General features: G+C 68.7%; 12 protein-coding genes. 4 read left to right on the forward strand and 8 right to left on the reverse strand.

The features are described 5' to 3' along the window. The first annotated feature begins 29 nt into the window (after positions 1-29). The gene (locus tag ABL838_RS25560) at positions 30-1,196 is read left to right on the forward strand and encodes a mandelate racemase/muconate lactonizing enzyme family protein (protein WP_418122489.1); all 1,167 of its coding nucleotides are present in this window, start codon (positions 30-32) and stop codon (positions 1,194-1,196) included. 36 nt (positions 1,197-1,232) lie between these two features. Here ABL838_RS25560 and ABL838_RS25565 read toward each other — a convergent pair whose 3' ends face one another. Next, positions 1,233-2,219, reverse strand: coding sequence for a tripartite tricarboxylate transporter substrate-binding protein (locus ABL838_RS25565; protein ID WP_369660930.1), 987 nt, complete (start codon positions 2,217-2,219; stop codon positions 1,233-1,235). 211 nt (positions 2,220-2,430) lie between these two features. Here ABL838_RS25565 and ABL838_RS25570 point away from each other — a divergent pair, with 211 nt between their 5' ends. After that, complete coding sequence (locus ABL838_RS25570; RefSeq protein ID WP_418122491.1) at positions 2,431-2,979, forward strand: MarR family winged helix-turn-helix transcriptional regulator; 549 nt, start codon at positions 2,431-2,433, stop codon at positions 2,977-2,979. Positions 2,980-3,003: 24 nt separating this feature from the next. On the opposite strand, the gene ABL838_RS25575 is transcribed toward ABL838_RS25570, so the two are convergent. Beyond that, positions 3,004-3,348, reverse strand: coding sequence for a FlxA-like family protein (locus ABL838_RS25575; RefSeq protein ID WP_418117751.1), 345 nt, complete (start codon positions 3,346-3,348; stop codon positions 3,004-3,006). A gap of 175 nt (positions 3,349-3,523) precedes the next feature. Here ABL838_RS25575 and ABL838_RS25580 point away from each other — a divergent pair, with 175 nt between their 5' ends. Next, the gene (locus ABL838_RS25580) at positions 3,524-3,970 is read left to right on the forward strand and encodes a universal stress protein (RefSeq protein ID WP_126025001.1); all 447 of its coding nucleotides are present in this window, start codon (positions 3,524-3,526) and stop codon (positions 3,968-3,970) included. Between the two features lie 41 nt (positions 3,971-4,011). Here ABL838_RS25580 and ABL838_RS25585 read toward each other — a convergent pair whose 3' ends face one another. From ABL838_RS25585 to ABL838_RS25605, 5 genes are read right to left on the reverse strand one after another with little or no spacing between them, the layout of a single operon-like run. Continuing rightward, positions 4,012-4,875, reverse strand: coding sequence for an isocitrate lyase/PEP mutase family protein (locus ABL838_RS25585; RefSeq protein ID WP_418122493.1), 864 nt, complete (start codon positions 4,873-4,875; stop codon positions 4,012-4,014). A gap of 42 nt (positions 4,876-4,917) precedes the next feature. Then, positions 4,918-6,111 (reverse strand): 2-methylaconitate cis-trans isomerase PrpF, encoded by a 1,194-nt coding sequence (prpF, locus tag ABL838_RS25590; protein ID WP_418122494.1) that lies wholly within the window; start codon positions 6,109-6,111, stop codon positions 4,918-4,920. Positions 6,112-6,128: 17 nt separating this feature from the next. Continuing rightward, on the reverse strand, positions 6,129-8,729 hold the full coding sequence (gene acnD / locus ABL838_RS25595) for a Fe/S-dependent 2-methylisocitrate dehydratase AcnD (RefSeq protein ID WP_418122495.1): 2,601 nt from the start codon (positions 8,727-8,729) through the stop codon (positions 6,129-6,131). Between the two features lie 35 nt (positions 8,730-8,764). Continuing rightward, complete coding sequence (gene prpC, locus ABL838_RS25600) at positions 8,765-9,934, reverse strand: bifunctional 2-methylcitrate synthase/citrate synthase (protein WP_418122496.1); 1,170 nt, start codon at positions 9,932-9,934, stop codon at positions 8,765-8,767. Beyond that, entirely contained in the window at positions 9,931-10,332 is a 402-nt protein-coding gene (locus ABL838_RS25605) for an acyl-CoA thioesterase (protein WP_418117755.1), read from the reverse strand. The genes prpC and ABL838_RS25605 overlap by 4 nt, the downstream gene beginning before the upstream one ends. A gap of 121 nt (positions 10,333-10,453) precedes the next feature. Here ABL838_RS25605 and ABL838_RS25610 point away from each other — a divergent pair, with 121 nt between their 5' ends. Further along, positions 10,454-11,878 carry a short-chain fatty acyl-CoA regulator family protein gene (locus tag ABL838_RS25610; RefSeq protein ID WP_418122497.1) on the forward strand — a complete coding sequence of 475 codons (1,425 nt, stop codon included), beginning with the start codon at positions 10,454-10,456 and terminating at the stop codon, positions 11,876-11,878. Between the two features lie 23 nt (positions 11,879-11,901). Here ABL838_RS25610 and ABL838_RS25615 read toward each other — a convergent pair whose 3' ends face one another. Then, positions 11,902-13,452: an amidase gene (locus tag ABL838_RS25615; protein WP_418122498.1), complete on the reverse strand. Its 1,551-nt coding sequence runs from the start codon at positions 13,450-13,452 to the stop codon at positions 11,902-11,904. Positions 13,453-13,575 lie beyond the last annotated feature (123 nt).

The raw sequence follows: 13,575 nt of genomic DNA on the forward strand, positions 1-13,575 counted from the left end.
TTTCCCTCTCTTCCACCCGGAACCCGACCATGAAAATCGTCAACATCCTCGAATCCACCCGCCCCATCAAGTCGGACATCCGCAACGCCTACATCGATTTCTCGAAGATGACCCTGAGCCTCGTGGCGGTGGTCACCGACGTGATCCGCGACGGCAGGCCCGTCGTCGGCTACGGCTTCAATTCCAATGGCCGCTACGGCCAGGGCGGGTTGATCCGCGAGCGCTTTTTGCCGCGCCTGCTGGAGGCCGACCCGGCCTCGCTGCTCGACGAGACCGGCGACAACCTCGATCCGCACAAGATCTGGGCCCGCATGATGATCAACGAGAAGCCCGGCGGCCATGGCGAGCGCTCGGTGGCCGTGGGCACCATCGACATGGCCGTGTGGGACGCCACCGCCAAGATCGCGGGCAAGCCGCTCTACCAACTGCTGGCCGAGCGCTACGGCACCGGCAAGCCGGACCCGCGCGTGTTCGTCTACGCGGCGGGGGGCTACTACTACCCCGGCAAGGGCCTCGAAGGCCTGCAGCGCGAGATGACCAGCTACCTGGAGCGCGGCTACTCGGTGGTGAAGATGAAGATCGGCGGCGCCACGCTGGCCGAGGACTGCGAGCGCATCGAGTCGGTGCTGAAGATCCTCGGCCCCGGCCAGCAGCTCGCGGTGGACGCCAACGGCCGCTTCGACCTGCCCACCGCCATCGACTACGGCCGCGCGCTCTCGCAGTACCCGCTCTTCTGGTACGAGGAAGCGGGCGATCCGCTCGACTACGAACTGCAGGCCAAGCTGGGCGAGGTGTATGCCGGCCCGATGGCCACGGGCGAGAACCTGTTCTCGATGCAGGACGCGCGCAACCTCATCCGCCACGGCGGCATGCGCCCCGACCGCGACTGGCTGCAGTTCGACTGCGCGCTGAGCTACGGCCTCGTCGAGTACCTGCGCACGCTCGACATGCTGAAGGAAAACGGCTGGTCGCCCTCGCGCTGCATCCCGCACGGCGGCCACCAGATGTCGCTGGCCATTGCCGCCGGCCTCGGCCTGGGTGGCAACGAGAGCTACCCCGACCTGTTCCAGCCCTACGGCGGCTTCCCCGACGGCGTGAAGGTGGACAACGGCTACGTCACCCTGCCGCCGCTGCCGGGCATCGGCTTCGAGGGCAAGGCCGATCTGATCTCCGAGATGCGGGCGCTCGCCAGCTGACGAGTCGAAGGGAACGCCCTCCGGGGCGTTCGGTCCTCAGGGGTGGAAACCGGAGCGGCGCACGACCGGCTCCCACTGTGCGCGGTAGGCCTTCAGCATCTGCGTCGTTTCCGCCGCGTTGCTGGAAACGGGCGTGATGAAGAGCGCGTCGGCCGCCTTGTGCAGGCCCGGGTCCTTCATCACGTCGCGGATCGAATTGGCCAGCAGCTGCACCTTGGCGGGCGGCATGGCCGCTGGCGCGAAAAAGGTGTTCCAGCCGTCGGCGTCGATCTTCATGCCGGCCTCGCTGAAGGTCGGGATGTTGGGCGCGAAGCTCGCGCGCTTCTTGCCCGAGGTGGCCAGGATGCGGATCTTGCCGGCCACGTGCTGCGGATAGAGCGAGTCGAGCGTGTCGATGGCAATCGGCAGGCTGCCGTTGACCAGGTCGGCCGCCAGCGGCGCCGAGCCGCCGTAACCCTTGATCTGCGGCTGCACGCTCAGCGCGTCGCCCACCATCAGGCCGAAGAAGTGCGGCAGGCTACCGGTGGCGGGCACGCCGAAGATGGCTTCCTCGGGGTGCGCCCACAGCCGGCCCACGAGGAACATCGCGCGGTCGAGCTGGAGCTTGCTGCCGACGGCCAGCGCGAAGTCGTAGCTGCTCACCTGCGAAACGGGCACGAAGTCCTTGTCGGGGTCGTAGCCCGCGTCCTTGATGACCAGCGGCGCAACCACCATCACGGCGGGGTTGCCCAGCATCAGCACGTTTTGCGTGGCGGGCGCGCGCTTCACTTCCTTGGCCGCGAGACGGCCGCCCTCACCCGGACGGTTTTCCACGCTCACCTGCACGCCCAGCTTCGGCGTGAGCCGCTCGGCGATCAGCCGCGCGATGCGGTCGGTGCTGCCGCCCGGGGCATAGCCGACCACGAGGGTGAGCGGCCCACCGTCCAGCGCGGCGGGCGCCTGGGCCTGGGCCAGGGGAGCGCAGGCGGCCAGGGCGACGCCCCATGCCATGATGAGCTTGCGCCGGGAAAGGAATGCGGGCATCGGATCGGGTCTCCTGCGGAGGTGGGCACGAACGGAAGGACGGGCAGGCGCGGTTTCGCGGCGAAAATCGCGCACCAAGACTGTTTCCGGTCGTTCAAATTTGTTACTGGTTTATACGTACAGGGAAACAGTTGATCTAATCAATCAAGTGCCTGCCGAGGCGGGCGAACCACACTTCAACCGCTCGCGCCCTTCACGTTCCGTCACCTGTATGCAACAAGCTTTCCCCAATGCAGGAGCGTTGCGCGCGCCCCATTCACTGGACGACCTGCTGCTCTACCGCATGGCGCGCGCCGTGCGCGCGGGCAGCGGCATGGCGACGCGGCTGGTCGAGGGCGGCTTCGGCATCACGCGCCGCGAGTGGGGAATGATCGCCACGCTCGCCCAGGAGGGCGAGATGACGTCATCGGCGCTGGCCACCCAGCTGCACCTGGACCGTGTGCGCACCTCGCGCGGACTGCGCAGCCTGGTCGAGAAGAAGCTGGTGCAGCGCCGGCAGAACGCGGAAGACCGGCGCGAAGTGCATGTGCGGCTGAGCGCCTCGGGCCAGCAGCTCTTCGGCAGGCTCTTTCCGCGCATCGCGGGGCTGAACACGGAACTGTTGGAAGGCGTGGCGCCCGCGGACCTGGACGCCCTCCTGCGCTGCCTGCACCACCTGGAGCAGCGCGGCGAGGAACTGCTCGCGCAGGGCGTGGTGGCGGAAAAGGCAGACCGGCGCTCTGGCGGAACGCGGCACCGCTGGCCCGAGCGCGGCGGCTGACCCCGCGGGCGATCAAGCGGACAGTCAGGCCTGCACGTCCACCACGCTGCCGAGCGTGCCCGACGCACCGCGACTGGCGCGCTGCGTGCCCGCGGCGCTTTCCTCCAGCGAGGCCATCGCGCTCTGCTGGACGCCGGCGTTGCGCAGCGCATTCATCTGCTGCTGCAGCATCGCGAGCTTCGCCGCGAGCGCCTCGAGCTGCATCCGGATCGCATCGCGGGCATCCTCGGGCGCGGCGAGCAGCTGGGCCTGCGTCTCGCCGATCTGTTTCTGCGTGGCGGTGATCTGCCGCTGGATCTTCGCGATCTCGGCGTTCACGTTGACCCCGCTGCCTGTTGCGCCGCCGCTCGCGCCGATGGTATTGAGCATCTCTGTCCTCCTCTGGTTGTCCGCAAGGGAAAGAAGCTATATCGGCAGCCGGCGCGAAAAATAGAGGGCCGCCTCTGATCGCGCCGCAATTGCCCGCGACCGCTTGCACCGCCGCCATGGCCGACTAGACTGGAATTCGAGGGCACCCGCGGTGCCGGGGGCCAAGGAGCCTGCCATGTACAAGCGTGTTCTCGTGGCAACCGACGGCTCTGCGCTGTCGGAGCAGGCGGTCAATGCCGCCATCGATCTGGCCCTGCTCTGCAACGCCGAACTGGTGAGCGTCACCGTCGCGCACATCGAGCCCGTCGGCTACTTCGAAGGATCGCTGATGCTGAGCCAGCGCGACATCGAGGCCGCGCAGGAGCAGTCGGACCATGCCGCGCGCCGGCTGGTCGACAAGTCGGTCGCCGCCGCCACCGCCAGGGGCGTGCGCAATCCGAGGGCGGTGGTCATGAAGTCGAACCAGGTGGCCGAGGCCATCATCGCGGCCGCGAAGAACCAGCAGTGCGACCTGATCGTGATGGCCTCTCACGGCCGGCGCAGCCTGGCGCGCCTGCTGATGGGCAGCGAGACGCTGCATGTGCTGACGCACTCTCACATCCCGGTGCTGGTGCTGCGCTAGCGGCGCCAGCCCTTGTCCTGCCTTCTCCCGCCTTCTCCTGCTCAGCTCGCGTACCGCTTCTCCAGCGCGTCGAGTTCAGGCTTGCCCACCAGCCGCTGGCGTTCCGCGAAGGGCACGACCAGCGCCGGGTCTTCGTCCACGCGCTTCGTGTCGCGCAGCACCGTCAGCGCCTTCTGCATGCCGGCGACTGCCCCCTGCAGCGCCGCGTTGGCATACAGCACGATGCCGTAGCCCAGCCCGGCGAGTTCCTCGGCGCCGAAGATCGGCGTCCTGCCGCCGATCACCATGTTCATGAGCTGCGGCTTCTTCAGCCGCTGCGGCAGCGCGCGGATCTCGTCGGCCGTGGTCACGGCCTCCACGAAGAGGATGTCTGCACCCGCCTCGCTGAACTTCTGCGCGCGCTCGATGGCGGCCTCGAAGCCCAGCGTGGCGGCGGCGTCGGTGCGGGCCATCACGAGCAGATCGGGGTCGGTGCGCGCATCGACGGCAGCCTTGATCTTGTTGACTGCCTCCTCGGTGGAGATCACGTCCTTGCCCGAGAAGTGGCCGCAGCGCTTGGGTGCGATCTGGTCCTCGAACTGGATGCAGTCGGCACCCGCGCGCTCCAGCACGCGCACCGTGTGGCGCACGTTGAGCGCGTTGCCGAAGCCGGTGTCGGCGTCCACGATCAGCGGCAGGCCCACCGCGTCGCGGATGCGCGCCGTGTGGTCGGCGATCTCGTGCAGGCCCATGAAGCCCTGGTCGGGCAGGCCGAACCACATGTTGGTGACGCCTGCGCCGGTGACGTAGATGGCCTCGAAGCCCAGGTCCTCGATCACGCGCGCCGACAGCGCGTTGAAGGCACCCGGCACCAGCATGCCCCGGCGCGCTTCGGCCAGGGCTCGGAGGGTCTTGCGAGTCGACATCGGTTCTTCCTTGTTGTCTGGTTGTCTTGTGATTCTGGAAAGTCAGAGGGTATCGCCGGGCACGCGCACCCAGCCTTCCATCAGCACGCGGGCGCTGCGGCTCATCACGGCCCTGGTCACGCGCCATTCGCCATCGACCCGGCTGGCCTGCGCGCCCACGCGCAGCGTGCCCGAGGGATGGCCGAAGCGCACCGCCGAGCGCTCGCCGCCGCCGGCCGCGAGGTTGACCAGCGTGCCCGGAATGGCCGCCGCCGTGCCGATGGCCACCGCCGCCGTGCCCATCATGGCGTGGTGCAGCTTGCCCATGGACAGCGCGCGCGCCAGCAGGTCGACATCGCCCGCCGCGACCGGCTTGCCGCTGGAAGCCGTGTAGCTCGCTGGCCTCGCGACGAACGCGACCTTGGGCGTGTGCTGGCGCCCTGCCGCTTCGCCGATGTGCCTGATGAGCCCCATGCGCACCGCGCCGTGCGCGCGGATGGCTTCGAACTTCGCGAGCGCGGCGACGTCGCCGTTGATCGCGTCCTGCAGCTCGGTGCCCGTGTAGCCGATGGCCTCGGCCTCCACGAAGATGGTCGGGATGCCGGCGTTGATCATCGTCGCGCGCAGCCTGCCGACGCCCGGCACTTCGAGTTCGTCGACCAGATTGCCGGTCGGAAACATCGCGCCGCCCGCGCCCTCTTCTTCCGCCGCCGGGTCCATGAATTCGAGCTGCACCTCGGCGGCCGGGAAGGTCACGCCGTCGAGCTCGAAGTCGCCGGTCTCCTGCACCGCGCCGTCGCTGATGGGCACGCGCGCGACGATGGTCTTGCCGATGTTGGCCTGCCAGATGCGCACCACCGCCACGCCGTCGCGCGGCACGCGGCTCGAGTCGACGAGGCCATTGGAAATCGCGAAGGGCCCGACCGCCGCCGACAGGTTGCCGCAATTACCGCTCCAGTCGACGAAGGGCTGGTCGATCGACACCTGGCCGAAGAGGTAGTCCACGTCGTGGCCGGGCCTGTCGCTCTTCGAAAGAATCACCGCCTTGCTGGTGCTCGAGGTGGCGGCGCCCATGCCGTCGATCTGCTTGCCGTAGGGGTCGGGGCTGCCGATGACGCGCAGCAGCAGCGCATCGCGCGCCTTGCCGGGCACCTGCGCGGCCCTGGGCAGGTCCTGCAGGCGGAAGAACACGCCCTTGCTGGTGCCGCCGCGCATGTAGGTGGCGGGAATCCTGATCTGTGGTGCGAAGGAAGCCATGGGCTGCGATTCTCGGTTCATGCGGCCACGGGCGCGGCCGAGGCAAGGAAATCCTGTGCGAAGCGCTGCAGCACGCCGCCCGCTTCGTAGATCGACACCTCCTCGGCGGTGTCGAGGCGGCAGGTCATCGGCACTTCGAGCCGTTCACCGTTGCAGCGGCGGACCACCAGCGTGAGGTCGGCGCGCGGCTCGCGCGCGCCGGTCACGTCGTAGGTCTCGGTGCCGTCCAGGCCCAGCGTGAGGCGACTGGTGCCGGGCTTGAATTCGAGCGGCAGCACGCCCATGCCGATCAGGTTGGTGCGGTGGATGCGCTCGAAGCCCTCGGCCGCGATGGCCTCCACGCCCGCGAGGCGCACGCCCTTGGCGGCCCAGTCGCGCGAGGAGCCCTGGCCGTAGTCGGCGCCCGCCACGATGATCAGCGGCTGCCCGCGCAGCATGTAGGTTTCGATGGCCTCCCACATGCGCATGACCTGCCCTTCAGGCTCCACGCGCGCCAGCGAACCGACGCGCACGCTGCCGTCTTCCTTGCGCACCATCTCGTTCCTGAGCGTCGGGTTGGCGAAGGTGGCGCGCTGCGCAGTGAGGTGGTCGCCGCGATGGGTGGCGTAGGAATTGAAGTCCTCCTCGGGCAGGCCCATTTTGTGGAGGTACTCGCCGGCGGCGCTGTCCATCAGGATCGCGTTGGAGGGCGAGAGGTGGTCGGTGGTGATGTTGTCCGGCAGGATCGCCAGCGGCCGCATGCCCCTGAGCGTGCGCTCGCCGGCCAGCGCGCCTTCCCAGTAGGGTGGGCGGCGGATGTAGGTGGAGGCGGGGCGCCAGTCGTACAGCGGCGCCACCTTGTCGCCCGCATCGGGCCGGATCGCGAACATCGGCTCGTACACCTCGCGGAAGTGCGCGGGCTTCACGCTGGACTTCACGATGGCGTCGATCTCCGCGTCGTCGGGCCAGATGTCCTTCAGCCGCACTTCCCTGCCCTCGACCACGGCGAGCACGTCGCGCTCGATGTCGAAGCGCACGGTGCCGGCGATGGCGTAGGCCACCACCAGCGGCGGCGAGGCCAGGAAGGCCTGCCGCGCATACGGATGGATGCGGCCGTCGAAGTTGCGGTTGCCCGAGAGCACCGCCGTCGCGTAGAGGTCGCGTTCGACGATCTCCTGCTGTATCGCCGGATCGAGCGCGCCCGACATGCCGTTGCACGAGGTGCAGGCATAGGCCACCACGCCGAAGCCGAGCTTTTCGAGCTCGCCCATCAGGCCTGCTTCCTGCAGGTAGAGCGTCACGGCCTTGGAGCCCGGCGCCAGCGAAGACTTGACCCAGGGCTTGCGCACGAGCCCCAGCCGGTTGGCATTGCGCGCAAGCAGGCCGGCGGCGATCACGTTGCGCGGGTTGCTGGTGTTGGTGCAGCTGGTGATGGCCGCGATGATCACGGCGCCGTCGGGCATGCGGCCCGGTTCGTCGCGCCACGGCGCCGCGATGCCGCGCGCCGCGAGATCAGCGGTGGCCACGCGCGCATGCGGATTCGACGGGCCCGCCATGTTGCGTACCACCGTCGAGAGGTCGAAGTGCAGCACGCGCTCGTACACCGCGTCCTTCAGCGCATCGGCCCACAGGCCGGTGTGCTTCGCATAGGTTTCCACCAGCCGCACCTGCTCGTCGCTGCGGCCGGTGAGGCGCAGGTAGTCGATGGTCTGCTGGTCGATCGCGAACATCGCGGCCGTGGCGCCGTATTCGGGCGCCATGTTGGAAATGGTCGCGCGGTCGCCCAGCGTGAGGCTCGCGGCGCCTTCGCCATGGAACTCCAGGTACGCGCCCACCACCTTCGACTGGCGCAGGAACTCGGTGAGCGCCAGCACCACGTCGGTGGCGGTGATGCCCGGCCGCGGCCGGCCCGAGAGCTTCACGCCGACGATGACGGGCAGGCGCATCCACGAGGCCCGGCCCAGCATCACGTTCTCGGCCTCCAGCCCGCCCACGCCGATGGCGATGACGCCCAGCGCGTCGACGTGCGGCGTGTGGCTGTCTGTGCCGACCAGCGTGTCGGGGTAGGCCACGCCGTCCTGCGCGTGCACCACGGGCGACATCCGCTCCAGGTTGATCTGATGCATGATCCCGTTGCCCGGCGGTATCACCTCCACATTCCTGAAGGCCCGCTTCGTCCAGTCGATGAAGTGGAAGCGGTCTTCGTTGCGCCTGTCTTCTATGGCGCGGTTCTTGGCGAAGGCATCGGGATCGAAGCCGCCGCACTCCACCGCCAGCGAATGGTCGACGACGAGCTGCACCGGCACCACCGGGTTCACCTGCGCCGGGTCTCCTCCCTGCTCCGCGATGGCATCGCGCAGGCCGGCAAGGTCGACCAGCGCGGTCTGCCCCAGGATGTCGTGGCACACCACGCGCGCCGGAAACCACGGAAAGTCGTGCTCGCGCTTGCCTTCGACGATCTGCCGCAGGCTCTGTTCGAGGATGGCCGGATCGCAGCGGCGCACAAGATTCTCGGCGTGCACGCGCGAGGTGTAGGGTAGCGTGGCCCATGCGCCTGGACGCAGGGACTCGACGGCCTCGCGCGCGTCGAAATGGTCCAGCGAAGTGCCGGGAAGGTTCTTGCGGTACTGGGTGTTCATGGGGCGGCGCTCGGGCCTCTTGCCTTCTTGTCTTTTTACTTCCGATCCTGGATCGGCGCGAACTCCAGGTCTTCCGGCCCGGTGTAGTTGGCGCTGGGCCGGATGATCTTGTTGTCGACGCGCTGCTCGATGATGTGCGCCGCCCAGCCCGAGGTGCGCGCGATGACGAAGAGCGGCGTGAACATGGCCGTGGGCACGCCCATCATGTGATAGCTCACGGCGCTGAACCAGTCGAGGTTGGGAAACATCTTCTTGACTTCCCACATCACGCCTTCGAGCCGCTCGGCGATGTCGAACATCTTGGTCGAGCCCGCCTCCTGCGACAGCGACCTCGCCACGCCCTTGATGACCACGTTGCGTGGATCGCTCACCGTGTAGACCGGGTGGCCGAAGCCGATCACCACCTCCTTGGCCTCCACCCGGCGGCGGATGTCGGCCTCGGCTTCGCCGGGCGAGTCGTAGCGCTTCTGGATCTCGAAGGCCACCTCGTTGGCGCCGCCGTGCTTGGGCCCGCGCAGTGCGCCGATGGCGCCGGTGATGGCCGAGTACATGTCGGAGCCGGTGCCCGCCACCACGCGCGCGGTGAAGGTCGATGCGTTGAACTCGTGCTCGGCGTAGAGGTTGAGCGAGGTGTGCATCGCGCGCACCCAGGCCTCGGAGGGCTTGCGGCCATGCAGCAGGTGGAGGAAGTGGCCACCGATGGAGTCGTCGTCGGTTTCCACGTCGATGCGCTTGCCCTGCGTGGACCAGTGGTACCAGTACAGCAGCATCGAACCGAGCGAAGCCATCAGCCGGTCGGCAATGTCGCGCGCGCCGGGCAGGTTGTGGTCTTCCTTCTCGGGAAGCATGCAGCCCAGCGACGACACGCCGGTGCGCATCACGTCCATCGGATGCGCGCCGGCGGGCAGTTGCTCCAGCGCCTCTTTCAGGCTCGCGGGCAGGCCGCGCATCGACCTGAGCTTCGCCTTGTAGGCGCGCAACTCCGCCGCCGTGGGCAGCTTGCCGTGCACCAGCAGGTGCGCGATTTCCTCGAACTCGCAGACCTCGGCGATGTCGAGGATGTCGTAGCCGCGGTAGTGCAGGTCGTTGCCGGTGCGCCCGACGGTGCACAGCGCAGTGTTGCCGGCCGTCACGCCGGACAGGGCCACGGACTTCTTCGGCTTGAAGCCGGTGAGGGCTTCGGCAGGGGAGGCGGTGTCGTTCATGCTGCTTCCTTTTCTGGGTTCGGTTGTGCGTTGGGGATGCGCCTGGGCCGCCCGCTCTTGTCGACGGCGACCATCTCGAAGAAGGAGCGCAGCGCCTCGCGCGGCGCCTGCCCCAGTTGCTCGAAGCTGCCGGTGACGCTGACGGTGAGCGAGCTGCGGCCCCGCCGGCTGATCCATGCGCGCAGCCGCAGCACGCTGCCGACCGGCACGGGCGCGAGGAACTGCGCGTCGCCGCAACCGGCCATGACCACGTCGGCCTGCGCGAAGTCGCGCGCCGCCAGGAAGGCTGCCTTGGACATCAGCATCAGCGCGTTGCCGCCGAACAGCGTGCCGTAGTGGTTCGCATGCTCCGGAAACACGATTTCCGTGAGTTCGAGCGCCGTGTTCCGGTTTGTCATGATTCGCAATTTACGCAAATGCGTACCCATAATGAAGGACTGAATTTGCCAATCATTGCGAATAGAAAACGCCAGATTTGCAAATATTGCGAATACCACAGATGCAGCAAGGAGCCGCACGATGAGCAAGACCTTCATGGGCGTGCGCCTGCGCAAGCTGCGCGCCGAGCGCGGCATGACGCAGGTGGCGCTGGCGCAGGCGCTGGGCCTGTCGCCCAGCTACCTGAACCAGCTTGAGCAGAACCAGCGGCCGCTCACCGTGGCCGTGCTGCTCAGGATCAGCCGCACGCTCGGCGTCGACGTGCAGCAGTTCTCGGAAGACGAGGAAGCCCGCCTGGTCTCTGGCATGCGCGACGCTCTGGCCGACAACCCCGGCGGTGAACCCGTCGCCCTGCCCGAGCTGCGCGAGGTGGCCTCGCAGATGCCGGCCGTTGCGCGCGCGCTGCTCGCGCTGCACCGCCGCCACCAGGAAGCGATGGAGCGGCTGGAGATCATGGCCGCCGAGCTGGGCGACGGACGCGGCGAACTCACCAACGCGCGGCCCATGCCCTTCGAGGCGGTGCGCGACTTCTTCTTCGCCCACCAGAACCATTTCGAGGAGCTGGACCTGCAGGCGGAAAAGCTCGCCGACGAAGCGCGCGCCCGCGGTGGTCCGCTGTCGGAATGGCTGCAGCAGCGCCTTTCGAAGCAGCACGGCGTGCATGTGGTTCCCACCGATGACGACGCCATCGACAGCCAGCGCCGCTACGACCCCGCCAGCCGCGTGCTGCACCTGTCGGCCGGCCTGGAGCCCGGCCAGCAGGCCTTCCAGCTCGCGACCCAGCTGGCGCTGCTGGAGCAGGCGCGGCTCATCGAGTTGCTGCTGCAGGGCGCCGACTTCAACGACGACGCGCCCACGCATGCGCTGGCCCGCATCGGCCTGGCGAACTATTTCGCCAGCGCCATGCTGCTGCCCTACGGCCTGTTCCTGAAGACGGCGGAATCCCTGCGCTACGACATCGACCTGCTGGCGCGCCGCTTCGGCGTGGGCTTCGAAACCGTCTGCCACCGCCTGAGCTCGATGCAGCGGCCCGGCGCGCCCGGCGTGCCCTTCTTCTTCATCCGCGTGGACCGCGCGGGCAACATCTCGAAGCGGCAGTCGGCCACGCACTTCCACTTCTCGAAGACCGGCGGCACCTGCCCGCTGTGGAACGTGTACGAAGCCTTCGCGCAGCCCGGGCGGGTGCTGCGGCAACTCGCGCGCATGCCCGACGGGCGCACCTACCTGTGGGTGGCGCGCACCGTGTCGCACGGACAGCGCGGCTTCGGCTCACCGAGCAAGACCTTCGCGATCGGCCTGGGCTGCGACATCCGGCATGCGCCGAGGCTGGTCTATTCCAAGGGCCTCGACCTCGCGGACCAGGAAGCGCCCACGCCCATCGGCATGGGCTGCAAGGTGTGCGAGCGCACGGCCTGCCCGCAGCGGGCGTTCCCGTTCATCGGGCGGGCGCTGGACGTGAACGAGAACGAAAGCCGGTTCACGCCCTACGCGGTGGCGAATTCCTAGACGGCCGACATGGCGGCCGGGGCCTAGACCGCCGATACGGCGGCCGATGCCGCAGCGCTGCCGTCGCCATAGACCGGTGGCGCCTTGACGATCGAAGTCAGCGCCGGCTCGGCCGCGCGCAAAGCGGTGAGATCGGGACGCGGCCTGCGCAGCTGCGCGCTGGACGAGAACGCCGCCTCCATCGCATGGGCTGCACCCAGCACCTGGTGGTCGGCCCTGAAGCCGCCCACCACCTGCAGCCCGAAGGGCATGCCCGCATGGTCGAGGCCGCAGGGCAGCGTGATCGCGGGGTGCGTGGTCAGCGTGACCACGTAGGTCAGCGCCAGCCAGCGGTAGTAGTTGGCCTGCGGCTCGCCGTTGATGGCGGCTGCGTACAGTTGCGTCCACGGGAAGGGCGAGACCGGCGTGGTCGGCGACAGCACGAGGTCGTAGTCGGCGAAGGTGGCCTGGAAGCGCTTCAGCAGCCGGGTCTGCTCGGCCTGCGCCCAGGCACTGTCGAGCAGGCTCATCTTCGCGCCCATCTCGTAGTTGGCGCGCGGGTTGGGGCCGAGGCTGTCGGGGTCGCGCTCGTAGGCCGCCTGCACGCCGGCCACGAAGGCCTCGGCGCGCAGCACGTCGAAGCAGCGGTGCGCCTCGCCCATGTCGAACTCGACCCTGTCGCAGCGGCCGAACAGGTGCCGCATCGCTTCGATCTTGCGGCGGAAGGTGGCGCGGATGCCGTCGTCCACGGCGCAAGTGCCGAAGTCTTCGGTCCATGCCACGCGCAGCCGGCCCAGGTCGACGGGCGGCGGCGTGAGGAACGACATCGGGTCGAGCGGATAGCTCAGCGGATCGCCCGCGCACATGCCGGCCGATGCCGCCAGCTGCAGGCAGGCTTCTTCCACGGTGCGGCCCATGGGGCCGACGACAGAGATCGGCGTCCAGCCCAGCGGCTTGCGCACGCTGGGCACCACGCCGGGCGATGGCCTGAAGCCGACCACGCCGCACTTCGCGGCGGGAATGCGCAGCGAGCCACCGGTGTCGGAGCCAGTGCACACGGGCAGCATGTCGCAGGCCAGCGCGGCCGCCGAGCCGCCCGAGGAGCCGCCCGCGTTGAGGTTCGGATTGAAGGGGTTGCCGGTGGCGCCCCAGACGTCGTTGCGCGAGTTGGCGCCCGCGCCCATCTCCGGCACGTTGGTCTTGCCCGCGACAACGGCGCCCGCGCGGCGCAGGCGCGCTACGAGCTCGATGTCTTCCGTCGGCACATGGTCGCGGTAGATCGGCGAGCCCCAGGTGGTGAGCAGGCCCTCGGTGGGCTCCAGGTCCTTCACGCCCATCGGCAGGCCGTGCAGCAGGCCCAGCCTGTCGCCGCGCATCACGGCGCCTTCGGCCGCCTTCGCTTCAGCGCGCGCGCGCTCGAAGCAGGTGGCTGTGACTGCATTGACGAAAGGGTTCACGCGCTCGATGCGCGCGATGCATGCCTCCAGCAGCTCGACGGGCGAGACCTGCTTGCTGCCGATGAGGCGGCGCAGTTCGACGGCGGATTTTTCGACGAGTTCGCTGGCGGAATCGTGGGTTGTCTTGGCAGAGGTCATGGATGTCTCTTGTTCTGGGCATGGCGCTGCGAATTCGCGGGACACCACGGAACCGGCTTCGCCGGGCCGTGGGTGTCGCCCCGGCGAGGGGGTTGGCGCAGCAACACGAAGTGCGCGAAGCCT

Source organism: Variovorax sp. 160MFSha2.1 (assembly GCF_048305075.1).
Lineage (GTDB): Bacteria > Pseudomonadota > Gammaproteobacteria > Burkholderiales > Burkholderiaceae_C > Variovorax > Variovorax guangxiensis.

Bases quoted from the DNA above. Each gene is read 5' to 3' on its own strand.
- ABL838_RS25565 (WP_369660930.1), bottom strand. From the start codon at position 2,219: ATGCCCGCATTCCTTTCCCGGCGCAAGCTCATCATGGCATGGGGCGTC.
- ABL838_RS25560 (WP_418122489.1), top strand. From the start codon at position 30: ATGAAAATCGTCAACATCCTCGAATCCACCCGCCCCATCAAGTCGGAC.
- acnD (WP_418122495.1), bottom strand. From the start codon at position 8,729: ATGAACACCCAGTACCGCAAGAACCTTCCCGGCACTTCGCTGGACCAT.
- ABL838_RS25570 (WP_418122491.1), top strand. From the start codon at position 2,431: ATGCAACAAGCTTTCCCCAATGCAGGAGCGTTGCGCGCGCCCCATTCA.
- prpC (WP_418122496.1), bottom strand. From the start codon at position 9,934: ATGAACGACACCGCCTCCCCTGCCGAAGCCCTCACCGGCTTCAAGCCG.
- ABL838_RS25580 (WP_126025001.1), top strand. From the start codon at position 3,524: ATGTACAAGCGTGTTCTCGTGGCAACCGACGGCTCTGCGCTGTCGGAG.
- ABL838_RS25610 (WP_418122497.1), top strand. From the start codon at position 10,454: ATGAGCAAGACCTTCATGGGCGTGCGCCTGCGCAAGCTGCGCGCCGAG.
- ABL838_RS25605 (WP_418117755.1), bottom strand. From the start codon at position 10,332: ATGACAAACCGGAACACGGCGCTCGAACTCACGGAAATCGTGTTTCCG.
- prpF (WP_418122494.1), bottom strand. From the start codon at position 6,111: ATGGCTTCCTTCGCACCACAGATCAGGATTCCCGCCACCTACATGCGC.
- ABL838_RS25585 (WP_418122493.1), bottom strand. From the start codon at position 4,875: ATGTCGACTCGCAAGACCCTCCGAGCCCTGGCCGAAGCGCGCCGGGGC.
- ABL838_RS25575 (WP_418117751.1), bottom strand. From the start codon at position 3,348: ATGCTCAATACCATCGGCGCGAGCGGCGGCGCAACAGGCAGCGGGGTC.
- ABL838_RS25615 (WP_418122498.1), bottom strand. From the start codon at position 13,452: ATGACCTCTGCCAAGACAACCCACGATTCCGCCAGCGAACTCGTCGAA.